This is a genomic window from Paenibacillus monticola (genome assembly GCF_009664975.1).
In the GTDB taxonomy this organism is placed as follows: domain Bacteria; phylum Bacillota; class Bacilli; order Paenibacillales; family Paenibacillaceae; genus Paenibacillus_AQ; species Paenibacillus_AQ monticola.
In genome coordinates this window covers 46,077-72,325 of the sequence record NZ_WJXB01000007.1, presented here as the reverse complement: position 1 = coordinate 72,325, position 26,249 = coordinate 46,077, and the positions used below count along the sequence as shown (strand labels likewise).

21 protein-coding genes and 2 pseudogenes are annotated in these 26,249 nt (G+C 40.4%); 14 read left to right on the top strand and 9 right to left on the bottom strand.

The features are described from left to right. Positions 1–28: 28 nt before the first annotated feature. Complete coding sequence (locus tag GJB61_RS18255) at positions 29–991, bottom strand: helix-turn-helix transcriptional regulator (RefSeq protein ID WP_154120460.1); 963 nt, start codon at positions 989–991, stop codon at positions 29–31. Positions 992–1,100: 109 nt separating this feature from the next. Here GJB61_RS18255 and GJB61_RS18250 point away from each other — a divergent pair, with 109 nt between their 5' ends. The 3 genes and pseudogenes from GJB61_RS18250 to GJB61_RS18240 form a co-directional block, all read left to right on the top strand. After that, positions 1,101–1,580: a GyrI-like domain-containing protein gene (locus GJB61_RS18250; protein WP_154120459.1), complete on the top strand. Its 480-nt coding sequence runs from the start codon at positions 1,101–1,103 to the stop codon at positions 1,578–1,580. A 14-nt stretch (positions 1,581–1,594) separates the two neighbouring features. Next, entirely contained in the window at positions 1,595–2,059 is a 465-nt protein-coding gene (locus GJB61_RS18245) for a phage tail protein (protein ID WP_154120458.1), read from the top strand. A 56-nt stretch (positions 2,060–2,115) separates the two neighbouring features. After that, a pseudogene (locus GJB61_RS18240) lies at positions 2,116–2,383 on the top strand (phosphoenolpyruvate synthase); the annotation flags it as partial. Between the two features lie 121 nt (positions 2,384–2,504). Here GJB61_RS18240 and GJB61_RS18235 read toward each other — a convergent pair. The 5 genes from GJB61_RS18235 to GJB61_RS18215 form a co-directional block, all read right to left on the bottom strand. Next, positions 2,505–2,861 carry a YxeA family protein gene (locus tag GJB61_RS18235; protein ID WP_154120457.1) on the bottom strand — a complete coding sequence of 119 codons (357 nt, stop codon included), beginning with the start codon at positions 2,859–2,861 and terminating at the stop codon, positions 2,505–2,507. 24 nt (positions 2,862–2,885) lie between these two features. Then, complete coding sequence (locus GJB61_RS18230; RefSeq protein WP_338115966.1) at positions 2,886–4,823, bottom strand: ABC transporter permease; 1,938 nt, start codon at positions 4,821–4,823, stop codon at positions 2,886–2,888. Next, a complete protein-coding gene (locus tag GJB61_RS18225) occupies positions 4,816–5,601 on the bottom strand; it encodes an ABC transporter ATP-binding protein (protein WP_154120455.1) in 786 nt (261 codons plus the stop codon). The genes GJB61_RS18230 and GJB61_RS18225 overlap by 8 nt, the downstream gene beginning before the upstream one ends. A 150-nt stretch (positions 5,602–5,751) precedes the next feature. Continuing rightward, the gene (locus GJB61_RS18220; RefSeq protein ID WP_154120454.1) at positions 5,752–6,798 is read right to left on the bottom strand and encodes a sensor histidine kinase; all 1,047 of its coding nucleotides are present in this window, start codon (positions 6,796–6,798) and stop codon (positions 5,752–5,754) included. Positions 6,799–6,812: 14 nt separating this feature from the next. Further along, a complete protein-coding gene (locus GJB61_RS18215; protein WP_154120453.1) occupies positions 6,813–7,496 on the bottom strand; it encodes a response regulator transcription factor in 684 nt (227 codons plus the stop codon). Positions 7,497–7,721: 225 nt separating this feature from the next. Here GJB61_RS18215 and GJB61_RS31785 point away from each other — a divergent pair, with 225 nt between their 5' ends. After that, positions 7,722–7,901, top strand: a complete 180-nt coding sequence (locus GJB61_RS31785) for a hypothetical protein (RefSeq protein WP_154120452.1) — start codon at positions 7,722–7,724, stop codon at positions 7,899–7,901. Positions 7,902–8,131: 230 nt separating this feature from the next. Continuing rightward, entirely contained in the window at positions 8,132–8,860 is a 729-nt protein-coding gene (locus GJB61_RS18205; protein ID WP_229521993.1) for an alpha/beta fold hydrolase, read from the top strand. Positions 8,861–9,420: 560 nt separating this feature from the next. Here GJB61_RS18205 and GJB61_RS18200 read toward each other — a convergent pair. Next, entirely contained in the window at positions 9,421–9,987 is a 567-nt protein-coding gene (locus GJB61_RS18200) for a hypothetical protein (RefSeq protein WP_154120451.1), read from the bottom strand. A 139-nt stretch (positions 9,988–10,126) separates the two neighbouring features. On the opposite strand from GJB61_RS18200, the gene GJB61_RS18195 reads away from it, so the two are divergent. The 5 genes from GJB61_RS18195 (at position 10,127) to GJB61_RS18175 (ending at position 18,030) form a co-directional block, all read left to right on the top strand. Further along, positions 10,127–10,483 (top strand): hypothetical protein, encoded by a 357-nt coding sequence (locus GJB61_RS18195; protein WP_154120450.1) that lies wholly within the window; start codon positions 10,127–10,129, stop codon positions 10,481–10,483. Between the two features lie 49 nt (positions 10,484–10,532). Beyond that, positions 10,533–10,871, top strand: coding sequence for a hypothetical protein (locus tag GJB61_RS18190; RefSeq protein ID WP_229521985.1), 339 nt, complete (start codon positions 10,533–10,535; stop codon positions 10,869–10,871). A 416-nt stretch (positions 10,872–11,287) separates the two neighbouring features. Continuing rightward, on the top strand, positions 11,288–13,228 hold the full coding sequence (locus tag GJB61_RS18185) for an AAA family ATPase (protein WP_154120448.1): 1,941 nt from the start codon (positions 11,288–11,290) through the stop codon (positions 13,226–13,228). Beyond that, positions 13,225–14,535 (top strand): McrC family protein, encoded by a 1,311-nt coding sequence (locus GJB61_RS18180; protein ID WP_154120447.1) that lies wholly within the window; start codon positions 13,225–13,227, stop codon positions 14,533–14,535. The genes GJB61_RS18185 and GJB61_RS18180 overlap by 4 nt, the downstream gene beginning before the upstream one ends. Positions 14,536–14,604: 69 nt before the next feature. After that, positions 14,605–18,030, top strand: coding sequence for an nSTAND3 domain-containing NTPase (locus GJB61_RS18175; RefSeq protein ID WP_154120446.1), 3,426 nt, complete (start codon positions 14,605–14,607; stop codon positions 18,028–18,030). Between the two features lie 190 nt (positions 18,031–18,220). Here GJB61_RS18175 and GJB61_RS18170 read toward each other — a convergent pair. Together GJB61_RS18170 and GJB61_RS18165 are read right to left on the bottom strand one after the other, a co-directional pair. Then, positions 18,221–19,153: pseudogene (locus GJB61_RS18170) on the bottom strand (AraC family transcriptional regulator). A gap of 199 nt (positions 19,154–19,352) precedes the next feature. After that, positions 19,353–20,171, bottom strand: coding sequence for an aldo/keto reductase (locus GJB61_RS18165; RefSeq protein ID WP_154120753.1), 819 nt, complete (start codon positions 20,169–20,171; stop codon positions 19,353–19,355). 317 nt (positions 20,172–20,488) lie between these two features. Here GJB61_RS18165 and GJB61_RS18160 point away from each other — a divergent pair, with 317 nt between their 5' ends. The 4 genes from GJB61_RS18160 to GJB61_RS18145 all read left to right on the top strand — a co-directional run bounded on the left by GJB61_RS18160 (position 20,489) and on the right by GJB61_RS18145 (position 26,243). Next, positions 20,489–22,315 carry a sensor histidine kinase gene (locus GJB61_RS18160; protein ID WP_338115932.1) on the top strand — a complete coding sequence of 609 codons (1,827 nt, stop codon included), beginning with the start codon at positions 20,489–20,491 and terminating at the stop codon, positions 22,313–22,315. Continuing rightward, positions 22,303–23,877 carry a response regulator gene (locus GJB61_RS18155; RefSeq protein ID WP_154120445.1) on the top strand — a complete coding sequence of 525 codons (1,575 nt, stop codon included), beginning with the start codon at positions 22,303–22,305 and terminating at the stop codon, positions 23,875–23,877. The genes GJB61_RS18160 and GJB61_RS18155 overlap by 13 nt, the downstream gene beginning before the upstream one ends. A gap of 111 nt (positions 23,878–23,988) precedes the next feature. Continuing rightward, positions 23,989–25,302: an extracellular solute-binding protein gene (locus GJB61_RS18150; protein ID WP_154120444.1), complete on the top strand. Its 1,314-nt coding sequence runs from the start codon at positions 23,989–23,991 to the stop codon at positions 25,300–25,302. A 71-nt stretch (positions 25,303–25,373) separates the two neighbouring features. Then, a complete protein-coding gene (locus GJB61_RS18145; RefSeq protein WP_154120443.1) occupies positions 25,374–26,243 on the top strand; it encodes a carbohydrate ABC transporter permease in 870 nt (289 codons plus the stop codon). Positions 26,244–26,249: the final 6 nt, after the last annotated feature.

Below are 26,249 nucleotides of genomic sequence, written 5' to 3'. Positions count from 1 at the left end.
ATGCAATTCGGGAATAGCTAGCCTCTTATTATGGGCAGTATATACGTATTCGCTCTTGTAAACCCTCAAAGACTTCATCTGGCACTTCTCTGACTTTGATATCCCCGCCTAGGAAAAGTAGCCAATTGGTTGTTTCGGTCAATTCTTCGGGCTTATTAACATCGATAAAAGTCTTTAGAATGGCTGTGGTTTGATAAGGATTCGTATAGGATATAGATACTTTTAAAGGATGGTATTTTTTGAATTGGGCAATCGCTTTTGGACCAAGTTCAAGAACAAGGTTGATCACCTCTTCCTGCTTACTAAGTTTTTCTGAAATCTTTTTCTTACTTAATCTTTTTTCCGCGCTGTAGGGTATGACATCGGTGAGTTGATCGACAGGATAAATCTGCTTCTTCTCTTCGTTTAAATCAAAGCCTTCAATGAGCCAAAGGCTTTTTTCACGATAAAGATGCAAGAGATAAATGGGATAAGTCTTGATTACCTTCTCTTCTTCAATGGTAATCACTAAATAGCTATCCAAAAGAAGGAGTTGGATCAGTTTTTCTAACATGGGATGGGGGAGGTCTGAAAGATCAAGTAGGTCGGGATTATGGGGGTTGGTGCCTTCAAACAACAAGATTTGATTTAAAAGAAAAAGGTCATCTTGCTGGTTCTCTGAGATGAGGCCTAGTAATTTCTCAGCCAAAGACTGACGACTCTTTAGATAGGGAAGTTGTTGATTTCTTGTGGCTAAAAAGGCAATAAAAAGAGCTTTGACCTCATTATCGGTAAAGCGAACCGCGGGAAGGACAGAGTTGCGCATGACAAAATAACCCCCATCCCTCCCAACTTCAGCGACAAGTGGCATCCCCATGTCCTCAATTTCTCTGATATCTCTGATAGCTGTCGAACGAGAGATGTTAAATTCCCGCATGATTTCAGAAATGGTAAAGTGAGCGCGGTTGTTGATATAACGCATGATGATATTAATCCGTTCAACTTTTTTCATGGGGGCTCCTAAACAGTTTCATTTTCTGACATGATTTAAGGCTATGATATACATATCAAGTGATGAAGACAAGTCATTTGATTAATTCACAAAAAAGGCGGTTCTGAATATGGCAGATTATACGCTTGAACAGAAAGACAGCTTTACCGTATTAGGTTTAGGAACTGAGCTTAAGAGCGATTACACAGACTATGCCGGAATAAATAAGGAAAAATCAGACTTTTGGCAGGCCGTAAGCCAAGATGGAAGACTTGACACTTTAAAAGCCATTGCCACCAATGACTACATTTTTGCCGTGAACGAAGCGGTGAATAGCAAGATGATGCATTATGCTGGGGTCATGACTGAGGCAACGGCACCAGAAGAAGCAAGAGTGATCCAATTTCCGAAGGGGGATTACCTGGTTGTTAAAGGGGAAGAGAAGACGGCCGATGAACTGAATACTAAGCTTGCTGGCCTGGCTTTTGGACAAGTTTTGCCGGAAGTAAAGAATTTCGCCTATGTAGGCGGGCCGAATGCAACGGTTGAGATGGGGCAGCGAAACGGTTTGATTTTTGGTGAAATGTGGATTCCTGTTGTAAAGAGATAAAGGGAGGTATGCAAATGTCCTACATCGTTGATTATAAAAATGTGTCTACGATTGGCTTAGAGTCTTCACCTGTAGTAGAGACGCTTGCTGGATTACGTGCTAACGAAGCACGTTACTTCATGAATAAATACAAACATGAATTTACGGTTGTGCCCGCTAGCGAAAGCCAGGAGACCCTTGAGTATGTGAACCAAATTTTGAAAAAAGAACGTGATATTGAGTTTTCGGCCAAACCTTTAGAAACGTCGCGTTTTCAAGTGGAAAATATCCAATTTGCCTACGTCTTTTATGAGGATGGTCTAGCGGTCAATGTCATGTACACGGTTGATGACCCTAAGAAACGGGCCGTGGGTTTTAAGCTTTCTGAGGGGATGGAGATCCCAAAGGAATTAGAAGCAAAGTTTAAGTTTGCTAGGCAGAAGTCTAAGCTAGCTGGAACCATTCGGGGTTCGTTTTTAGTAATTAAAGGAGAATATTAAAGTAAGATTTGATAGGATAATAGGTGATCTCAAGAAATAGATAAAGACTAAAGGAAATTCTCACCTCTGACGGTGAAATCATAACAGGCAAGTACAACCGGGAAAATATGCCAGACGAAGCGATTGTAGGCCTGCCGGTTTCTTCTGGAGTGGTAGAGGGAAGCTAATGTGTTATTTTAAACATGGAAGACGCTGATATAGAAGATGGGGACATATTAGTCACCCCATTTACTGATCCTGGCTGGACACCCTTGTTTATATCTGATAAAAGACGGACAACGGATACGTCTGAATGGAACAGAAGGGTATATCGAAATATTATAGCGGCTGCTTACGACAACTAAGAACTACGTCAGAGTATCGAGTTTGGAAGGACTACTGTCAAAGGGTTCCATGACAGAACGCTGTCATGGAACCCTTCTTTACGGCTGATTGAACCTCATATTTAGTGGGAGCTCAACTTATTAAAAGCCTTATCCGGTATCACTTCCATTGGGATTTGTGCCCATTTGGCCGTATAGTCTCCCTTGGCAAGTACTCTAACATAGGCGTCCTGCTCCTGTTCATTACTTGAAGAGAAAGTGATTTTTATCTTTTCCCCCTGTGCTGTATAACCGCTCAGATTATATCTGTAGCGGATCCATTCATCTTTACCTTCCTGCTCGGCTGGTTTATTGATTACTGCATAGACATATTTCTCCTTATACAGCGGATTGAATTGATCAAAATCCCGTTTAAACGTTACATAGAAACCTGCGAAAATCACTACAGCAATAAGAATAAAAGCAACTTTTTTTTTCATAAGAATACCTCCGTTAATGGTTTTTTATAACATGGCATGTTTAACAACTTTCCGGTAGTAACCAAGCGTGAAGATTGCGAACAGGAAATAAATGGCCGTATAGGCAACTATCGAAGTAACTGCTGGAATAGTAATGTCCGAAATAATCATGAAAGAAGCCGCTTTAACTGCGAAGAACGAATGCAGTATTCCAATAAACAGCGGGAGCAGAAACACAACCATCTGCTTTCGCACAATGCCCTTCATGATCATCTTCTCGTCAAAACCGAGCTGACGCAGCGTCTTGAAGCTCTGCTTTTCCTGCTCTGCCTCAGTCATTTGTTTGAAATACAGAATGCTTCCAGTAGAGGCAAGAAATGCCAGTCCCAGAAAGGCGGCTATAAAAATTAATAATCCGGATAACTCCAGTGCACTTCTATATTGTGAATAGAAATCGTATGAGAAATGGTCGTCTAGTTTATATTTCTCATAAAGGGAGGAGGCGAGCGCAAGCTCCGCTTTGTCTGAAATACGATACGCGTCAAACTGTACCTTCTCAAAATCGAGAGTTTTAAACATTTTATCTTCAATGTCTTTCAACGTAGCTTCAGACACTACCATCTGACTTCCGAATATATTGGAATTAAGCATATTCTCCAATACTAATTCATTTAGTGTATAGCTTACGTTCTGTCCATCTGCCTGGAGCTCAATCCCTGTGGGATAACGTTTGGAGAGATCAATATCGTCAAATGCATTCAGTCCCCCGGCATTGTATTGTACTGCATCACCTTTGGAAGGTACGGATACATTTCTCCCCGCCTTATGAAGCTGTTCGGCCGGAAGCCATATCAACCTTTCCTCTATACGGCTGGATTCATCTAGCCGATTCAGAATAACTCCAGTTGTCCGGATCGCTTGAATGGTATGGTGGTTGAAGTGAATGCCTTTGCTCTCCAGCTCGCTCGTAAAGGCTTGTGTATCCTGTAGCCTATTCTCAAATGCGAAATCATCAGGCATAGCCAAGCGGGTGTCATGCTCTGCTGAGTAATAAAAAGAATAGGCCATAGTAACCAGTGTGATAGTTAAAGCGGATAATACAGTAATTAAGGTGAGCGAGTTGGCAGAACCTTTCATCCGGTGCATCAGCGGAGCAAGCGACAGGCTGTTATACAAGCCAAGATGCCCTTGTTTCCGGCGGCGAATCCAGGAGAAGCACCATTTGATCGTCACACGAAACAATATATATGTTCCTGCTATAGTAGATAAGATTACCATTAATGCATTCACGACCAATTGCTCATCTACCATGCGACCCGATAATTCATAGCCATAGCCAAGAAGCACAATACCAAGCACGGCATAAATCGCTGTAAGAATAGATGCTAGAACAGACGGAGGCTGGCTGGATAAGTCAGGCTGCTGATCAGCTTGAAATAAATTTAACAGCGTACTGCGGTATATCATGAATATCATTTGAACGGAAGTAATAACAACGACGAGAACAAATACGATTGCTGTATCAAAGGCTGCAGGTAAGGAAAAGTCAATGGCCGGCAACCCATCCAATGAGAGCAATTTCATTAAAATCAGGACAAACAGACGGGACACCAATGCTCCACAGATAATCCCTGAGATTAGTGCACCAAAGCCGAGTAGTACGTTCTCAATGATTAAATAACGGGCAACTCTACCTTTAGATAGACCGATGAGCTGGTACAATCCGATTTCACGGCTGCGCCGGCGTAGAAAAATCTGGTTGGATGAGATGGTGAAGATTACAATAATCACGATAAGCAGGATGGCTGCAGACTGAAAAGCTGTCAGAAATTTATCACTTGATTCCAGCATGGACTGAACCTGCTGATCGTGCTGCAGGGAAGAGAAGACGAAGAACAGACTCATACTGAAAATCAGTGCGAAGAAATACAAGTAGTAATGCTTCACATTCTGCCGCATGCTGCGAAGTGCTAATTCAAACACTGTCAATATGGTCGCCCCCTAAAACAGCCTGCACATCGATGATTTCCTTAAAGAACAACTGCCTGGATTTCTCTCCCCGGTACAGTTCGGAATAAATTTTCCCGTCCTTTAAGAACACCACACGGTTACAGTAGCTGGATGCGACCGGATCATGCGTGACCATGATAATCGTAACCTTTCTTTTCCGATTCACCTCCTCCATTACTGACAATAACGATGAAGCGGATTTGGAATCCAATGCACCCGTAGGCTCATCAGCAAAGATGATGGATGGCTGATGAATAAGGGCACGTCCAGCTGCAGTGCGTTGTTTCTGTCCACCGGATATTTCAAACGGATATTTATGCGACAATTCCTGAATTCCCAGTACATCTGCGATCGCAGTGAACTCATTATCTGCCTGCTGTTTGCTTATTTTGCTAAGGGAAAGTGGTAGAAGGATGTTCTCCTTTACTGTCAACGAGTCTAGAAGATTGTAATCCTGGAAGAGGAATCCGAGCTTGTTACGGCGGAAAGCGGAAAGTGCAGTATTGTTCATAGTAGAGATATCTTCGTCTTCGATTAAGATTGTGCCATCTGTTGTCCGGTCAATTGTCGCAAGTACGTTAAGCAATGTTGTCTTCCCTGAACCGGAGGGACCCATAATGCCGACAAACTCTTTGCGGAGAATACGTAAATCTATTCCTCTTAATACCTGTTGTGCGCCGCCCTTTGAACCATATGATTTCTGAACATTGCGAGCATGTAGAACTGTTTCTTGTTCATTCAGTACATTCATGTTGAACCTCCCAAATTTGATTGTAGCTTAAGTTTACAATTGATTTCCCCTGACGTCGCACGTTTTGGGTGACGAATAGAATAGGTACGTGACAATAATGTCATGTTTGGTTTTGCATCAAAAAAAACAGTCAAGATTATTCTTGACTGTTTATAACGTGATATTTTCCTCTTGTCCTCTTCTAACCGTTTCGAATCCATTGGGATCCGTAAAAGTGATCCGCATCGTCGTACCTTGCGGCTGACCAGGTAGAACATGAAGTGTAACACCTATTTTCCCTGCTACAGTTTGGGCAAGATAGAGCCCGAGTCCGGTAGCAGCATTATGAATTCTTCCATTCTCGCCAGTGAATCCCTTATCAAAGATACGTGGCAAGTCATGCGGTTGTATTCCGGGACCTTCGTCAATCAAATCCAGGATAACATTCTCTTTTTCCGTCATCGTTGTCAAGAACGTAATCGCCTTGTCGGAGGGACTGTATTTAATGGCATTGGTCAATAATTGCCGGAGGATGAAGCGGCACCATTTGCGGTCCGTAATGACCATGGCATCCTCTCCTTCGATGCTGACTGCCAAATTCTTCTCCATACACCAGGGAGCCAGTTCCCGGATTTCTTCTACCACAAGACGTTGTATCGAAATTCGTTCAAGCACATAGTCCGATTCAAGGGCAGAAAGGCGTGTCATATACAAATGACGGTCTATGAGTAAATGGATCCGCAGCCATTCCGATTCTATTCTACGTAGGTCCGGATCACTCGGGCATGCATCCAAAATCAGTTTCATAGCGGTAAGAGGAGTTTTAACCTCATGAATCCATGAGGCAGTAAAATCATTTTCGATCAGCTGGGCTTCCTTAAAATGAGAAAGCTTACGTTTGAACTGATAAAAGGCCTCTCGTAATACATCGTTCATTATGCCATCCAGTTTATTATCAGGTTCGGGAAGGCTCTCCATCCAGTCCGAGGCCATGATTTCTTGCAGCCTGGATATCGCTGCTGCATATTTGGTTTCTTTCTTGTATCGCCATAGAAAAAATACAAGGAATAAAATTACATATAAAGTATTTAAGTAAAGGAGAGATATAAATTCCACACTCAATCCTTGTTCGAAAAAGATAAGTGAATCGGTCAAACCCAGCAGCCCGACAAACAGCAAAATCCAGCTTTTTCTTGTAGCGATGTAACGGATTAACATGGGACCTATTCCTCCTATAAAGTGACGGCCATATAACCCATCCCTTTCTTTGTCACAATCGCGCCTGAAAGTCCAAGCTGTTCTAATTTTTGCCGCAGACGGGTGATATTGGCTGTAAGGGTATTATCGTTCACGAACTGCTCGTCTTCCCATAGCTTACGGATCAAGTCATGACGAGAGATAACGGCATTGTTAGCTTTCACGAGTGCGATCAACAAAAAAAATTCGTTTTTGGTCAAATCTGCTTCCTCGTCTGATTTTCGGATAACACCTCGTTTTAAATCGACCAAGGCACCGTTCCATTCGAGAATATCTGCCTGGCCTTCTCCATAAGAATAGGTTCTGCGAAGAATAGCCTGAATTTTGGCATACAACACATTCGCATGAAAGGGTTTCTGGACAAAATCATCCGCTCCCATATTAAGCGCCATGACCATATCTAAGGGGTGATCGCGTGAGGACAGGAAGATAATAGGAACTTCGGATACGGAGCGGATTTCTCTACACCAATGAAAACCATCAAATTTAGGGAGCGTAATGTCCATGATCACGAGATGAGGTTGTTGATCCTGAAAGGAACGCATGACCTCGTCAAAATCATCCGGTTTCGTAACCCGAAACGCCCAAGCTTCTAGGCCAGTCTTCAACGCTTCAAATAACGCATGGTCATCTTCAACAACAAATATCTTAAACTCCATAGAGTGAACCTCCATATATTCAACATTATTATAAAACCAATTCCACCACAGAAGTTCATTTGACAGAAGCGACCTCATGAAAAAAGTCTACCACGTTCACTACCTTACTTCAAAACCTAGACTTCTTTGAAAATGAAACGGTGCAACGAAACGTAATTTGGGGATTCCCAAGAACCTATTGCTGGTAGATTCGACAATCATTACGGTGGAGACAGCATTAATCATTTGTTTGAAGCACTTGCTCAACGAGGACACATTTATATCATTGGTTTCCTGAAAAGTATGATGGCAGAAGTTAACTTATTTTCACTATTAGCAAATCAAGCTAATATACAAGGTATCTATGTAGGTCATCGAAAAGCGTTTGATGATATGAATAGAGCATATGAAGAGTTGAAAATCTAGCCAGTTATCGATACGGCTTACTCATCCGTGGGGCTTTTGGGAAAAACGTTATCCGAGTATCTTGAAATATTGTAGTGGCAAACTCCACTGATGCTATATTATCTGAGTTCTGTGTTAAGAGGCATTTCTGCCGTTATTTAGTTCATAATCTCCGTTCTCCTCACATATTTTGTAAAGGTGGGTTATAACGTTGAGGAGAGGATGCTGAAGCAATGGTTTTATACAAGAAAATGAATATCGATAGTCTGCAAATCTTTTTCCGTGAAGCAGGGCACCCGAGCCATCCGACGATGATTTTGCTGCATGGTTTTCCTAGCTCCTCCCATATGTTTAGAGATTTGATTCCTCTTTTGGCAGACCGCTTTCATGTCATTGCTCCTGATTATCCTGGGTTTGGAAATAGCAGTATGCCTGCGGTAGATGAATTTAATTACACCTTTGAAAATTTATCTCTAGTGATGGAGAAGCTTATAGCTATGCTTGGTATTTCACGCTATCTCTTATATGTCCATGATTATGGAGGGCCTATTAGCTTCAGGCTGGCCATTCGCAACCCTCAGAGCATTATTGGCTTTGTTATTCAAAATGCGGTTATCAATGAGCAGGGGCTGGGAGAGCCGTTTGATCTCTTTAAAGCACTTTGGGTGAACCGTAATCCAACATCCGAAGCGGCTTTTGCCGAGTTTCTAACGTTTGATTCTACCAAAAAGCAATATATAACGGGAGTTTGTCAGCCTTATCTGATCAGTCCAGATGGCTACTCGATGGATCAGTTTTTTCTGGATCGTCCCGGAAACAGACAGATCCAGCTGGATCTGGGCTATGATTATCGAACCAATGTGGAACTGTACCCTGTCTGGCAGCAATACCTACGCACATATCAGCCGCCTGTGCTTGTCGCCTGGGGGAAAATGATTTTATTTTCACCTTGGAAGGTGCCCTTTTCTTCAGTCATCTAGTAAACCATATTGAAACCTGCTTATTATGCGGCGGACATTTCGTGTTAGAGGAGAAAAGCCATGAGGTCTCGGAGCTAATCAAAGGATTCTATCTGAAATCGGATATTCACTGATAACTGCCATGTCTTTTCCAATTCAATAGCTCGTCGGCCCCGAATTAAGCTCCAAGGATCTTGAGATCTTTGGAGCTTTCGTTATGTTGAAGCAGGTATGGGGAAAACGGCAGATACAATATTCAGTCAGAGGATGTGCAAGATGATCAGATTAAGAAATCGCCATGAAATAAACGATATTATACTAAGCAACCGACAATTTATACTGGTGGGGAGTTAATATAAAATTCGGATATAAGAACAGTCGAATTTTGATGGATACAACAAAAAACATAAAGAGGCCAAGTTACAAAACTCGGCCCCTTCCGTGGTATGCTATTAATATTTAATATTTAATAATATACCATCCGCTAAATGTAGAATAATTTAGACCATTTCCATAATTGCGATTAGCTGTTTGTGGGTTACGAATTGACACTCCACCTGCATCTCTAAAATCAATAGCAGTTAAGCCTCGTTTGTGTGACCAGCATTAATTATGCTTGTAGTTGTTAAACTCGAGAAAATACTTCCAGCCTTTTCACCTAGTTGTAATTTGTGCCCGGAGTAAGTAGATATGTTTAACATATAGGCATAGCAATTAGCCTTATCAGTCAATGGCGCCCAAACACTAGTATTATAAGGATGTTCGTATCCACCAGTTAACATTGTTTCAAGTAGCTGCACTCCTATGGATTTTTTAGCATCCTGTTTTGATTCAGAAGAATTTTGACTGTATTGTGTTTCATTGATTGGTATATCATTGTTTGGTAAAACTGCTTTATTTTTTGTGGAATCAAATCCTGCAGGTCTATAATTGACTTGTAATTGCACTTCTTCGGGTAAGCCGTTAAACCATTCCAACCACTTTTCTGGATCGGGATTAAAAGATGCCAAAGGATCAACAGATGATTCCAGTTGATTGGTTGAAACATTTAGTAAATCATTTTCGTTATTACTGGTACTTGCAAATACTGGTGTTGTAAGCAAAAACACCATTATTAACGTTGTGAGCAAAGATAGCAGTTTTTTCATTCAGAAACCTCCTAATTTTTTAAACACACAATTCCACCATTTCTCACCTTTTTTTATATTTTTAGAATTTTTACCTTTTTATGGTGTAAATATTTTCTATAGATTACCAGTAAATTTTTGGTAAATTGGAGGGACTTTAATGACACTAGTAAAATGCTTTAAGTTTTCAATGACATTATTATTCGTTTTAACTATTTGTTCAGCATGCCAAAGCAATAGGGAAGAAGGGCCCAGTGAATATATTTCATTAGATGAATTAAAAAGCTTATCTGAAAAGGGCGTATCGCTGAATTGGGACGATTTCAACAAGTATTCTTTTGAGGATATCGGATCAGGATTATATATAAGAAAGTACAAAATCGAAGGAGGGCACCAGTTGTTTATTAAAGGTAAAAGCCTTGAGAGTCCACCTGATAAAATTTACGTTGTTAATCAAAGCGGTAAGGAACTAGATCTCACTCAAGATTACTTGAGTGAATTGTATGAGTTGAAGTAAAAGGTCGTTTTTGAGACGATTGAAACGCTTCTGAGTATATATTACATTGGTGCTCATTGTATCTGGGGCGGTAATGGCTTTTGTCGTATTCTATAATCTGATCAATATCAATGTGTCCGAGCGCATTTGCAAACTGTCGACCATCAAGGTGCTGTGCTTCTATGACAATGAAGTGACAATGTATATTTACCGGAGAAATATCCTGCTGAGTCTGCTCTGCTTTGCTTCCAGTTCGGGTCTCGCCATCGTACTACACTGCTTCGTCCAGCTGACGGTCGAGCAATATTTATGCCGTGCTCTTAACTGTTCACGGACATCGTCATGGTCCACCATGCACACGAAGCTCAAACGGATGCATATGATTGAGTCGTTGAACTCTGTGGAATAGAAGTTGAGGATGTAAAGACCCTTTCTGGTAGTTGAAAGGGTCTTTTCTTGTGATAGCGGCAAATTCATATGCTCATAGAAACCTTTTGCCTGTGGGTTCTTTTCATTTACAACAATACGATGGACTTCAGGGCTTACAAAGACGCTAAGTAGCCAAGTGGCTACTAGCGTCATAGGTATAGGTAAGCAGTTGGCTGATCTCCTCCATATCTTGCAGAGCAAGGGAGCGATTCCTTATTTTTGATTTAATTTCACAGTAATAAAATGGGAGAGAGAATGCGTTAAAAACATGCGAAATTGGTATTTTAATGCAGTTGAATAGACTATAATAGTTTTCACACAGGGCTTTTGTCCTGATATTTGTAACAATAAAGCAACTCTATTTTGTACTCATCTTATAGTATAGGAGCTAATCTTATGAGTGATTTATCCAAGCTGAAGAAGCAACAATATACCAACTGGTTAAAACGGAAAAGAAAATCGAACGGGGAACTATATTCCGAGAACACTGTAAATTCATATGCTTCCTCATTAACGACCGCCCCCGCCAGACTTTCAGGAATTGAACTGGAAAATACCAATGTTTACGAGATTACTTCGGCTGATTATTTTCATGGGATAAGACGGCGTATAGAAAAAGCAGAGAATTTCGATGAAATTAATGTAAAGGCGGGCAACAGAGCATTTCAATATGCTCTTGAGTACTATGAAGATTTCTTGCGTGAACAGGAAAAGGGAACTGATATGGCTGCTGCTGAAGATTCCTCTAATTCAGTTATAGCGGACAAGACTTCGGCTTTGGCAGTGACCACCAGACTGCCATCTGCACTGCTTGATAAAAACATCATTCTATATGGCCCACCGGGTACAGGGAAAACATATAACACAGTTACATATGCAGTCGCAATCATTGAGAACAAACCCTTACATATTATTTTGGATGAAGTGAAGAACAGTGGTTACGACGTAATTCTGAAACGCTATCGCTCTTATAAAAATAAAGGACAAATTGATTTCACGACATTCCACCAATCTTATGGCTACGAGGAGTTTATTGAAGGTATTAAGCCAAAGATTCAGCAAGGTGACGAGACGGGGCAAATTAGGGATGAGATTGCTTACGAGATAAAACCGGGGGTATTTAAACAATTCTGTGAAAAAGCGCAAATACCGGTTATACAGGACAGCAATTCGTATGGAATCCGCAAGGAACCAGTCATATGGAAGGTCTCGCTTGGTGGCTCCGGCCAGAACCAGGTGAAGCGGGATTGCTTTGACAATAACAGAATCCGTATAGGGTGGGACTCTTATGGAGAACGAATTACGGATGAAACAGATTTTAGGGAATATGGTGGAGCGACTATCCTGTCCCGGTTCATGAGCGAGATGGTAATTGGTGATATTGTTTTGATTCTTCACGACGAAAAAACCATTGATGCAATTGGAGTTGTGACAGGTGAATATGAGTGGATAGATGAAATGGAGGATTACAAACGGTCCCGCGAGGTGAAGTGGCTTGCTAAAGATATTCGTGGGGATATTTACGCGCTCAATGGAAACAAGGTCTTGACACTAGGTTCCGTTTATAGACTGAATAGAATCACGCTTGCAGATGTACTGGTTATGATGAAAGCTAACAACAATGTTCTAGGTACAGCCATTAAGGAAAATGCCAACAACTATGTGTTTATAATCGATGAAATTAACCGTGGCAACATCTCGAAAATTCTCGGGGAGTTAATTACGCTGATCGAGCCGTCTAAACGTATCGGACAATCGGAGGAAATCACACTACGACTGCCTTACTCTCAAGAAGACTTCGGGGTTCCTGGTAATGTCTATCTTCTTGCAACGATGAATACTGCTGACCGCTCGATTGCCCGGTTGGATACAGCGCTCCGCCGTCGCTTTCATTTTGCCGAAATGATGCCGCAGCCAGAAATACTGGAGACTCTATCCGTTGGCAACGAGGTTATTGAACTGTCTTCCATGCTTGCTGCTATGAACCGCCGTATTGAGGTCCTGTATGATAGGGAGCATATGATCGGACATGCCTATTTCATCTCATTAAAAAGCCACTCTGCTCTGAATGAGCTTAGCCATATTTTCCGCAATACGATTATTCCTCTGCTGCAGGAGTACTTTTATGAAGATTATGATAAAATCCGGTTGGTGCTGGGAGACAACAACAAGCCTGAGAGTGAACAGTTTATTCTGGCTAAGAAAACGAATATAGTCGAGCTGTTTGGTAATATGAATAGTTTTGATTTTGATGACGAAGTGGCCTATGAAATCAATAACGTAGCATTTGGACAAGTTGAAGCCTACAGCAAAATATATAGACACAGTTCTTTATGATGAACCGGGAGAAATATACCATTAAAGAATACGACTCGTTTACCAAAAATCCGGATGTAAAGCTTCCGAATTACTACTATATTTCAGAAGCTATTTTTGATTATCTGGAGCAGTTTGTGTTGTCCAACCGCCTGGAATCTGATACAGAACCATTAGAACTGATGGTGCTAACGAGCAGACGTGGAATTGGCAAGGTCATTAGCGCCCGTAATTATGTGGGTGTGATTACTATGAATAATGGAATACAGATTGAGATCTTACCTAAGCTGTATTCACGGGATAAAGAAAGCTCTGAGGGGGAGACCAAACAGATATTTCTAAAGATGCTGAAATCCCTCAAACAGATGCCTTATAAGCATTTTAATGTCTCCAGTCTGAATCAGGAGAAATACAGTATTCTCAATATTTTCATCAAGATGTTCATTGAAGAAGCCCATATTCTGGATAAAAAAGGGTTTGAATCCTCTTATGTAGGTTATGAGGATAATGAGTATTTTTACAAAGGCAAACTTAAATTTTCTGACCATATCCGGCTAAATGCGGTGCACAAAGAGCGGTTCTACATCGAATACGATGTATTCAGCGTAGATCGACCGGAGAACAGATTGATTAAATCAACGATCGGGTTGTTACAAAAGGTCTGTTCCAGTAGAAAACTGCTGAAGGATCTGTATACCTTATCAAATGCGTTTGAATCTGTAGAGTTCTCTACAGATTACAATAAGGACTTTGCAAAAACCACAGACGATCGGAATATGAGAGAATACCAAACCATTCTCCAGTGGTGTAGAGTATTTCTGAACAGGAACAGCTTCACACCGTTTCTAGGAAGCGGAGTGGCGTACGCTCTATTGTTTCCCATGGAAAAGGTATTTGAAAGCTATGTTGCTGGACAATTAAAAAAGTTGTTGACTCACCCCAAATATCTACTGATAACACAGCACCGGCTGCACCATCTCTATAACGAACCTGAGCAGCGGTTCTTTCTCAAACCGGATATCGTAGTTACCCATGATGGGCTTACAGTTATCCTGGATACCAAGTGGAAAATGCTTTCGCCAGATAGAGATTACGGAATCTCGCAATCCGACATGTATCAAGCCTACGCTTATCATAAGAAATACAATGCCCAGACTGTAATTCTCGTAAATCCCTGGACAATGGCTGTGGCTGAGAAAAAAGATCCAATTGTGTATAGAAGCACTGACGGGGTCACGATTCAGGTTTATTTAGTCGATTTGAGTGAAGAGAGTGATGGTTTGGTGAGGTTGGGACACTTGATTGAGGCGAGTTTGCTAGGAGATTAAACGTTTTATTAGCCTGACAGCCATAATAATTGTGGAGGTCAGGCTTAATTAATATCAGGAGGAAATTCAATGAGTAATTATGATTTCCATAGATTATTAGAGCCAATGGAATTTCAGGAGTTTGCAAGAGATATCGTACAAAAAAGAGATGGGATTTTTCTTGAATCATATAAGGAGGGCAAAGATCAGGGAGTAGATGGAGGCTGTTTTAATATTGATAATACTATTATTCTCCAGGCAAAAAGATGGAAGTGTGATTACCGTACTCTGTATAGGCATTTGAAAAATAAAGAAAAAGATAAAGTTATTAAACTTAACCCCGACCGTTATATATTAGGGGTTTCTATGGATTTATCAAAAGAAAATAAGGAACAAATAATAGAATTATTTTCTCCTTATATCGTAGACAGTTCAGATATTATTACTGAAAAAGATTTCAATAACTTACTTGATGATGATTTATATAAGGCTGTTGAAAAGAAATATTCTAAACTATGGTTGCCAAGCACATCAATATTGCAAAACATGTTAAATGGTACTGTTCATAGCGTGCTTTTGCAGGAATCAATAAGAGAGTTTGAAGAAGCACTGAAAAAGTCTGCGGTTTTTGTGGAAACAGAGGCTTATGGCAGAGCTATGAAGATACTAAATGAAAAACGGGTAGTAATTGTATCGGGTGAACCTGGAATGGGGAAAACTTCTATTGCCTATCAATTGGGCAGATTTTTTGTCCAGCGAAAAGGATATGAAGAGTTTTTCTGGATTAAATCAGTAGACGATATTTATATAGCACAAAGGAGCCCAGGGAAGAAAGTAATAATATTTGATGATTTTTGGGGCAGCACATTTCAGGAAAGTTCAATAGCTGGCAAAGATGAGCAACGCCTCGCAAAAATTATTGAAAGAATTAAAATAGAGAAAAATTGCATCCTGATACTAACAACTAGGGAGTACATATTAAAACAGGGTTTGGAGAAGCATGCAGAGCTCAAAGAGGTAATAGGAAAGTATAAATTAGAATGCAGATTAGAGGAATACAGTGAAGTGGAGAAAGCCAGAATATTTTTTGGTCATCTGCAGCAATCCAAATTAAATTGGCAGCAAACTAAGGAGTTATTCCGTGAACACAAAGAAATAGTAAGACATGCGAATTATAACCCCCGAGTAATTGAAATGTTTCTACAAAATGTCGAGTTAAACGAGCATCCAAAGGAATGCGTTGAGCACTTTTGGGACTATATTGAACGGCCAGAGAATTTTTGGAATGCAATCTTTAACAACCTTTCTTCAGAAGCAAAATTGCTCTCAGTTATACTATTGATATCCCCAGTGCCTTCACTAATCGACCATATTAAGAAGACATACTATAGATGTCTGAAACAAATGCAGAGAGTTATTGATAAAAAGAACTTTGCAGAAGTAGTTGATGAACTCGAGAAAACAGTTATTAAATCAATGGCCCTTGATGATGAATATACAATTATAGTTAAATTTCAAAATCCCTCTGCACAGGAATATATTTTCAATTATTTGCGTAATAACATAGAGCATTATTTTGAAATCTTATCGCATGGAAGTTGTTATCATGGGCAATTAACATATTTATTGAATCATTACACCCGGGACTCAGAAGTCCGGTATTCAGCATTAATGAAAAAGTGTATTGATAATTTTGAATCAATGCCCTTGATACCGAATGATTATCGGGAATACTTAGATTCTAACGAATTTGAATATTATTATGATTCCTTAGAGGAGACTACTCAGTTAGTCCGCTTTTATAGTATTTTATGTGGTTATAGTACAAGAATGAAGACCGACTTCTCAAAATTTTTTATCAACTATATTGAAAATTACAATGAACAGATGCGTGATATACAAGTGGAGATTGACGATTATAATCTAGAAATGATTTATCGTTTAGTAATCATTCGATATCTGGAATGCGGTCTAAAATTGAACGGTATGGAGATCATTCATATTTATTTCGAAAGAATATGCTTTGAAAATGGGGATTTAGATGTCCATAAGTTTCAAGAGGTTTTTCCTAATGAGTATTCAATGTTTTTACACGATAATAGACAACGCATTCAAAAATATATTGAAGAATATTTCGAACACAAGTTATCGGTATATATAGAATTAAATAACGTTAATTATTGTAAATTCATAGTCAATCAAATCTTGGAAAGCTTTAATACATATGAACTTCCATATACAAGCGAATTTAAAACGATTGTAGAAAGTTATATGAGCTTTTTGAATGAAACGGAAGAGGAACTTGATGAAGACCAGGAAGAAGATTTTGAAGAAGACGCAGAATGGAAGGCAGAGAAAATAGCTTATGATGAAGTAGTAGAAACTTATACAAAAGAAATATTAGGAGAAGTATCGTACTTTTGGGAAGAGGACTTGCAGGACTTTATACGCGGTAGTCACATTGATGAAGAGCTAAAGTATGAACTGTTAGAGATACAAGATAGTGAAGAATATTGGTACATTCGAGAATTTATGGCGGATGAAGAATCGTTTCTTTTTTTAGAGAAAAATCTACTTGAATCTAAACAAATCTTTAAACAACCAATGCTATTTATTTCACACCTACTAGCTATTCTTGCATCAAAGACAAATGTTGATCAAAAAAAACTTATAAGTTTTCTTATAAATTTTTGTTCTGAAGTCATGTACCGAGAGAATGCTAAATTTACAAAAGATGAAATAATTTCAACTGAGGCGTACACTTTAAATTTTGAATACGATGAACAATATTTGGAATTGATGATTGAAGGTGGATTGTTTATAGAGCAGGGGAAATGGTGTAAGCTAGTTAATATTTTACTTGTAATGATACCTTACGGCATGGTAATTGCAGGTATGAATAAAGACGAGAAGAGTGACTTCTATAATTCTATGGATATGGCAGACCAATGGCAAAAACTACGTGCTAAAAGAAAAAAAGAGTTTGTAGTAGAAGATAGTACGTATCTAACTGATATCGGATTCTATTACTTTGAAAATACTGAGTGGGAAAAGCTGTTTCTAAAACTTTTCCTAGAATTAGACCCACATGACTATCTAGATTATTATGTAGTTCCAACAATTCAAAATTACTTTCAAAAAATAAAAAAAGAATCACATATAGATACGGCTTCATTTATTTTAAAGGAATTAGATTTCCGTCTCGATATTAATAAACAAGGAGAAAATGCAGGTGGTATGGCAAGTATGCCATTTGTTTGGACCTTAATCGAAAGTTTGGATCTAGGATGCGGTTTTGACATAGTACCCTATGAGTTTTCTGAGGAACAAATGAATTATATATCGAGGCAATTTGATTTAGTACAAGACGGAACTGAAGAGGTTTATAAAATCAATCTCGGTGAAATCACAGATGTAGACATCATTTCAAAATTAGGAATAGATGACTCAGCAATAAAACTACTTGATGAGATTGAGAACAATTTAAGGGAATTAATTATAAAACATACTGATTAATAGGCTGCATTCAATCAAGTTTAACTTGAACTCTTCGAAGTAACTATAAAATCAGTAATAATTGATAAATGGTGACAGGAATTTTTTGATAATTAGTACAACGACTTGTAACAGATCGAAAATAAGAAGGAAACAGATTACCGATGTAACTGTTCCTTTCTTTTTTTCACAAATCAATTCCCAGTAAACATTAGTCCCCCAAGAAAACAATACTTTTAGCGGGATCATACATTTCCTTTAAATGTTTTACGTCGGATCTCGGCGGAGAACCAAACATACGAGAATACTCACGGCTGAATTGGGAAGCACTCTCATATCCGACCCGGAAAGCGACTTCAGCAGATTCAGCAGATTCAGAGAGCAATAAACGCCTTGCTTCCTGCAACCTCAATTGCTTCTGAAATTGAATGGGACTCATACCTGTCACTTCCTTAAAGTTACGGTGGAAGGAGAAGAGGCTCATACTCGCTGCTTCAGCAAGCTCTTCGACACGCATAGATTGATCGAAATTGGTAGTAATGTGATCAATAGCTTCTCTTATTCGATAGGCATTGCTGCGTTCCATGGCAATTTGACCTAGCGTAACACCGTAAGGACCCTTCAGAAGGGTATAAATAATTTCCTTTGTGAACAGTGGAGCAAGGAACGGGATATCCTCCGGCTGGTTTAGTAATTCAATGAGTCTTAGAGTCGCATCCATTAAGAAGTGCTCCATCTGACCTACAAACAGGGCACGCTTTGCGTTGTCATTTGGTACCATACGAACGTTAACCTCGTTAATCACCTCTAAAATCTGGTCATGTGTAAATTCTAATTTAATGCTCAGATAAGGGATATCGGATGATGCTCTAATAATCTGGCCAACTACAGGTAGATTCATGGAAGCGATCAAATAATCTGCTGAGCCATATTCAAATCGCTCTTGAGCCTAGAGTACCTCTTTTAAACCCTGAGCAATCACGCAAAAAGAAGGTTTATATACCCTGTATGCAGGTTCAGATATTTCGGAGTATCGGATGATAAAAAGATTAGGAATAGCTGTCTCAAACACACCATCCATCGGTGAAAAGTGCTGAATGAGCTTCGCCAGTTCTTTTTGTGGATTAAGGATGGCGTCTGACATGAAGATTCCTTCAGATATTTTTTCTCGATTATAAACCAAAAGTGATCCGTATAGTTAATGCTATGACAGGAATAGGCAACCATTCAGTGCGATCAGAATAACGGTTATGTGCTTTTTTTCTGCATCATTGGATTAGATGGCAAAATAACAATCGGAGGAACAATCAGCATCTGCTCTGGTTTTGTTTATCTTCTGATTGTCAGATATCAAGTTTACGGTTACTAAGCCATTTGACCATTTCAGGATCACGATGGGAGAAGAAAAGGCTCTGATTCGTATCTAGTGTAGTAATCGACTTTATATCCTCTGGGCTCAACTCAAAGTCAAAAATACTAATATTTTCGATCATTCTTTCTTTACGAACCGATTTTGGAATCACGACAACCTCTCTTTGGGTTAACCAGCGTAAAACGACCTGAGCAACCGATTTATTATACTTTTCAGCGATGGATCCCAATAGCTCATTCTGGAACAAATTATTTTTCCCCTCTGCAAAAGGTGCCCAAGATTCAATCTGGACCTTATTCTCCTTCATGAAGGCTGCACTTTCGATTTGCTGATTGAATGGATGCGTCTCTACCTGGTTTACGGCAGGAACAACTTCATTATGAATGATTAAATCGATGAGACGGTCCATATGGAAGTTACTTACGCCAATTGCCCGGACCTTTCCCTCACGGTACAATTCCTCCATCGCACGCCAGGAGCCAAACACATCACCATAAGGCTGATGAATCAAATACAGATCCAAATAATCTAATTGCAGTCTTTTCAGTGAATTCTCAAAGGCTTTCTTCGTGCGCTCATAACCGGTATCCTGAACCCAAAGTTTCGTAGTAATAAATAACTCTTCTCTTGCCACACCGCTTCGTCTGATTGCTCTGCCGACGGCTTCCTCATTCAGATAGGACGCAGCCGTATCAATCAACCGGTAACCACTTGTGATAGCGTCATAAACGCTTTGTTCACATTGACTTTGATCAGCAATTTGAAACACACCAAAGCCGAGCACTGGCATCTCTACACCATTGTTCAAAATTACTTTTTACATGAAATATCCTCCATATGTTTAGGAATATTGATTCTCTATCGATGAAGCTTATCCATTACATTCTTATTATGCTCCAAATGATAAAGGAATCGTTATACCATTCATGCCAGATGATTGCCTAATCCTCTTAATCACCTATTTTAATCGATGGCATGATTAGGCAATGGTGTGAGTCAGAAGAGGAGAGAGGCAGCTAGATAGTACTTGAAAAAATTACGTAGTTCTGTATAAATAGGAGGAAGTGATCTGGAGAGACTTTAATCTTGAAATTGGAGGGCCAAGCCGTGAACTTGCATATTAAAAGCATTCGATCCTTATTTCGCAGTAAAACGAGGAAATTAGCCTTTAAAATACCGTTCGCTTATTTTCTGGTGATCTTATTCACACTGGGGTTCAGTTATTTGGTGCTTAACCAAATTTCCTCGAATTCAGCACAGAAGAAAATCAGTGAGGCTTCGCTACAAACGATTACATCTATACAGACCAATGTTGATTTAATGATTGGAAACGTTAACAACTATTCGAAGATGATCTTTTCGGATTATAATCTACAAAATTTGCTCCGACAAGGGAATGTATACGCCAATTTGGAAACCCAGTCTAAGGTTAGTACTTATTTGTACAACCTAATGCAAGCGGTTCCAGTCATCGATTCCGTTTATATTTTTGACAATTCAGATCATAGTTTTTCTATTGGGACTCAGGAACTGCCGACTTTTAAAGAAGCGAGTGTAAAGGATGCTCCGTGGTATCAACAGGTGGTTCAAAATGAAGGAAAGTACATATTGAGACTGAATGGGAGTGGAGCGTTCTCCGAAGGAACTGCCAAAGGGGATTTTATATCTGTTATCCGATTGATACGCGATATCGACGACACATCTCCCCTTGGCGTTTTGGTCATGAACATTAAGGCGGATTCATTTGTTCAGGCATATTCCAATCTGCTGAATGAAAACTCATTTGAGATTGCTATTTTGGATGAAAACAGTCAAATGATTGTAGCTAATCCCACCTTGGGACAACAGGGTGCAGTTCTTCAGCAGATCGTGACAGCCAATAAAGACCGGCTTGAAGAAAAATTCAGGCAGGGACGCTCCGGATCTCTTACCCTAAACTCTGGTTCACACAAATACACGGTTTCTTATTTGACGGGAGGAAATTACAACTGGAAGTTTATTAGTGTTAATTCATATGGAACCGCCGATTTCAAAAATAAATCACTTGTTCTTTTGGCACTGATTCTGCTTGTGATCAATGGAACTGTGTTCTTTGTAAGTTCATTCATTATCTCACGCAGTATCATTAAACCGATTCATAAACTTTTGCGTTCCATGAACAAAGCGCCAAGCGGTAATTTCAGAAAAGTAAACGTCGAGTTGAACAGTTATGAATTTGAGCAATTATTCAGAGGGCATAACGATATGATCGAGCAAATCGAGCAAATGCTGAAACGAATTATTGAAGAGCAGAACACCCTTCGCAAGGCGGAATTAAATACGCTGCAAGCCCAAATCAAACCCCATTTTCTATATAACACATTGGATTCGATTACCTCGTTAGCATTGTCCGGATTAAACGAACAGGTTTGTGAACTGATTGAGGCTTTGGGGAGTTACTATCGCTTGAGCGTCAGCAAAGGAAGAGAGATTATTACTATAGGTGAAGAAGTTGAAATTGTTCGTAATTATTTGATAATCCAGAAGACGCGTTATCCGGATGTCTTCGACGTTCAGTTTGAAGTGGACGAGAAATGCTGCCATTATCCAATCCCGAAGCTTGTGCTGCAGCCATTGGTGGAAAACTCCCTTTATCACGGGATACGGCCTAAAGGATCACAGGGAACGATAGGAATCAGTGTGAGTTGTATGAATGATAAAGTAAGTATAACCATAGCTGACGACGGTGTGGGAATGTCGCAAGAAGAGATTGCACAGATCCTGTACACAGAAAGAAAAGGTCAAAATCAGAGCTTTGGCCTCTGGGGAACTATGGAACGCTTACGCATTTTTTATGGAGATAGAGACTGTATTCACATAAAAAGTGAACCGGGTAAGGGAACTGTGATCACATTAAGTATACCGAATGGAGTGGATCCAGCATGGGCGAATTAAAGGTGTTAATTGTTGATGATGAGTATCTCATACGGAATTTGCTGAAAATGCGCATTGACTGGGGCAAGCAGGGCATGACCATTATCGGCGAAGCTTCCAATGCCATTGAAGCGCTTCATTTTGTGGACGAGCATAAACCTGATATCATTTTCACGGACATTTATATGCCTTCTATCGATGGAATTGAATTTAGTGAAAGGGTGTTAAAAAAGTACCCTGATATAAAAATTGTGGTCGTTACCGGTCATGACGAATTTGAATATGCTCGCAAAAGTATCAAGATCGGAATAACAGATTTTATATTAAAGCCGATTCACGCCTCGGAGTTGCTTCATGTTACCGAAAAGCTAAGACAGAAAATAAATGAAGAGCGGGCACGGGAGCTGGAACTGGAGAAGCTGAAGGAAGAGCTTAAGCAGAATTTCCCTTATCTCAAGGAGAAGTTTCTATTTCATTGGTTAAACGGCACTCTTTCAAGAAAAGAAATTTGCGAAAAAGCGGAGTATTTCGGAGTGCTCCTATGCTGTGGAGCAGGAGCGCTTCAAATAGCCGTTATTGAGATTTCCCCAGTTTCAGTGAAACAGACCGAGGAGCAACTGATTCTATTAAGAATGGAATGCAGAAAGAAAATAGAAGCGTTTTATAGAGAGAATCCCCAAGTGATTATTTTAACGGATACTCGGAATCAAATTATCATCGTTAACCAGAACCCTGATGCCAATCTGGCCGCAGGTTGCGAAGAGTTAATCACAAATTTGACCCAATCCAGCCGCTGCACGGTAAGCATCGGAATCGGGCAAAAACTTGAAAACATTGAAGCGGCACATTTGGGATATCAGGAAGCCTGCCGTGCACTTTATTATCAGGCTTTCGTAGGGAAGAACCAGGTAATTTGCTTCGAAGATATCGTAGAGAACGGAGATCAGCAGTATCGGTCAAACGCTTCTCTCCTTCAGCAGCTTCAGTTCTATATCAGTGTCGGGTCCTCTGAACGGGTGGTTGAGGTTTTAATCGCTATCTTTAACGTGTCGTTTTCCAGTATATCGCAGTTCCGTATGGCGGCAATGGATGTATTCAGAGAATGTCAGCGTGCGGCAATTGAACAACAGATCGAGGACGAACCTGATATTAGAGAAACCCTCGTCTCCATCCTTACGGCCGATCATCTTCCGGAATTAACGAAGTCCTTGGAGAGTTATGTTCTTCATGTCGCAATGGCTATCTATTCGAAAAAGCAAACCAAAGAAGGCAACCTGATCAGCCAAGTGAAAGAATACCTGGAAACCAACATGAGCAATCCCGAAATGGGATTAGCGAGTACGGCTGCCGCATTTTTTGTCAGTCCAGGCCATTTGGGACGACTCATGAAGAAGGAGACTAAGCAGACCTTTGTCGAGTATCTTACGAATATACGCATGAAAAAGGCAGAAGCCCTGCTGAAGCGAACGGACTTAAAGGGATATGAGATCGGCGAACAGGTAGGTATTATCGATCCGCATTATTTTAGTCTGTTATTCAAAAAAAGTCTGGGTAGGCCCATGAACGAGTATAGAAACAGCTGAGAATGATGTTTGAATTTTAAAAGGAAATGCCTGTATTTTGAATGGAGTTGCAGAGGGGATTTCTCTAGAATTTGATATAGAAACAATGAATATTCATAGGGAGGTTCATAAATGAAAACGCTATTAAAAAGAACGATGGGAATGGTTTTGGCTGTAGGAATGGCAGGCAGCATCGCTGCTTGTTCGTCTGATTCTTCAAATGGGGCGCAGTCAAATGAAAGCGGACCCATAAAGTTAACGCTCTGGGATCAGTCTGTAGGTAATACGGATCCGTCGGCCAAATTGCTACCGCAAATCATCGAAAAATGGAATTCTGAGCATCCCGATATTCAGATTGATCGGACAGGTACAACAGGCGAGCAATACAAGACCAAAATTAAGACCTCCATTGCCGCAGGCGAATCGCCGGATATCTTTTACGGCATGGGCGGAGGCAGCTTTATGGAACCCTATATTAAATCCGGTAATGTTCTTGAGATCTCCAGCTATTTGACGGATGATATTAAGTCCAGAATGGGACCGGGCATGGCAGAAGCCATCGAGAAAGACGGGAAAATTTACACACTTCCGGTCTACACCCATATTGCGAATCTCTATGTAAACACAGAATTGTTTGACAAAGCGGGAGCCAAACTGCCAACGACCTATTCTGAACTGCTTGATGCTATAGATAAACTAAAAGCAGCAGGAATTACTCCGGCCCTCATGGGAGAAAAAGACCGCTGGCCTGGCATGTATTGGTACGATATCATAGCGATGCGCCAGGCTGGAAATGATCAGGTGATGGAGGCATTTAAAGATCCTGCGAAATGGAATACACCGGACTTTGTAGCTGCAGCGGCGAAAATGCAGGAACTTGCCAAGGCTGGCGCTTTTAACAGCAGCATGTTCAGCATGAGCTATGATGAAATGCTCGGCGCATTTAATGCAGGGAACGGGGCCATGATGGTTCAGGCGAACTGGGTAAACGCCGGCATCGAAGATCCGTCTTCAGCGGTTAAAGGCAAAGTAAAGGTCATTCCTTTCCCGGTCTTTGAAGACGGAAAAGGGAAAAGCACCGAAATATTCGGTGGAGCGGTGGACGGCTTCTACATCAGTAAAAAAACCAATCATCCTAAAGAAACGGTTGATTTCCTGATGTATCTGAGTGAACAACTCGGCACGCAGGGCTACCTGGCCGGCGCGGGACTTCCAAGCTGGAATACGGACGAGTTGGACACCTCGGGGCTTTCCACGCTGGATCTATCCAGCGCAGAGATTATGAAAACGGCAACATCATATATTGCATGGTGGGATAATATACTTCCTGCCGATTCAGCAGAATCTCACAAAAACTTAATTGCGCAGCTGTTATCAGGGGACATCTCTCCGGAGGAATTCTGCAAACAGATGGCACAGCTTAAACCGACGGAACTAAATCTCTAATCGTGGAATAAAGGCAAACATGATGTGGTCAGGGAAGCATCCCTGACCACATCTTTGAGAGGAGAAGGACGATGAACTCTGTATTTTCCAATAAGACTGCCATTGCTATATTTGTTCTTCCTACATTTCTTATCTTTTGTGCAATTGTATTAGTTCCGATATTCGTCTCCAGTTATTACAGTTTATTGGACTGGGATGGAATCGGAAAGGGTGTGTATGTTGGCTTTCATAACTATGTTGAGATGTTCTCGGATTCTCGGGCGTTAAATTCCATCAAAAATTCGCTCTTGTTTGCAGCTGCATCTATTTTTATTCAATTACCCATATCTCTTTTTCTGGCCCTTATCCTGGCATCCAATGTGAAGGGGGAAGGTTTTTACCGTACAGTATTTTTTATTCCTGTTCTGATTTCAACTGTAGTTATCGCCCAGCTCTGGTCCAAAATCTATAATGCGGATTACGGCCTTCTAAACTCGCTGCTGGAGAACGTAGGTCTTTCCAATCTGATGCAGGACTGGCTTGGCCAGAAGAAAACAGCACTTATTGCTTCGTTTATTCCAACTCTTTGGCAATATATCGGTTATCATATGCTGCTGATGTATGCCGGAGCAAAGTCGATATCGACGGATATTTTTGAAGCCGCAAAGATTGACGGGGCTTCCCGCATACGAACAGCCTTTCTGATCACCATTCCGTTAATGAGACCTATCCTTAAAGTATGCCTGGTCTTTTCCGTCATCGGTGCATTTAAAGTATTCGACCTGATTTATGTGCTGACAGGCGGTGGACCTTTCTTCACCACGGAAGTGCCGAGCACATTAATGTACACGACTATTTTTGATGCTTTCCGTTATGGATACGGCAGTGCAATTTCAGTGTTCATTATTCTCGAGTGTTTGCTTTTCACATTGATTATCAATAAATTTTTCAAAACGGAATAGGGGTGA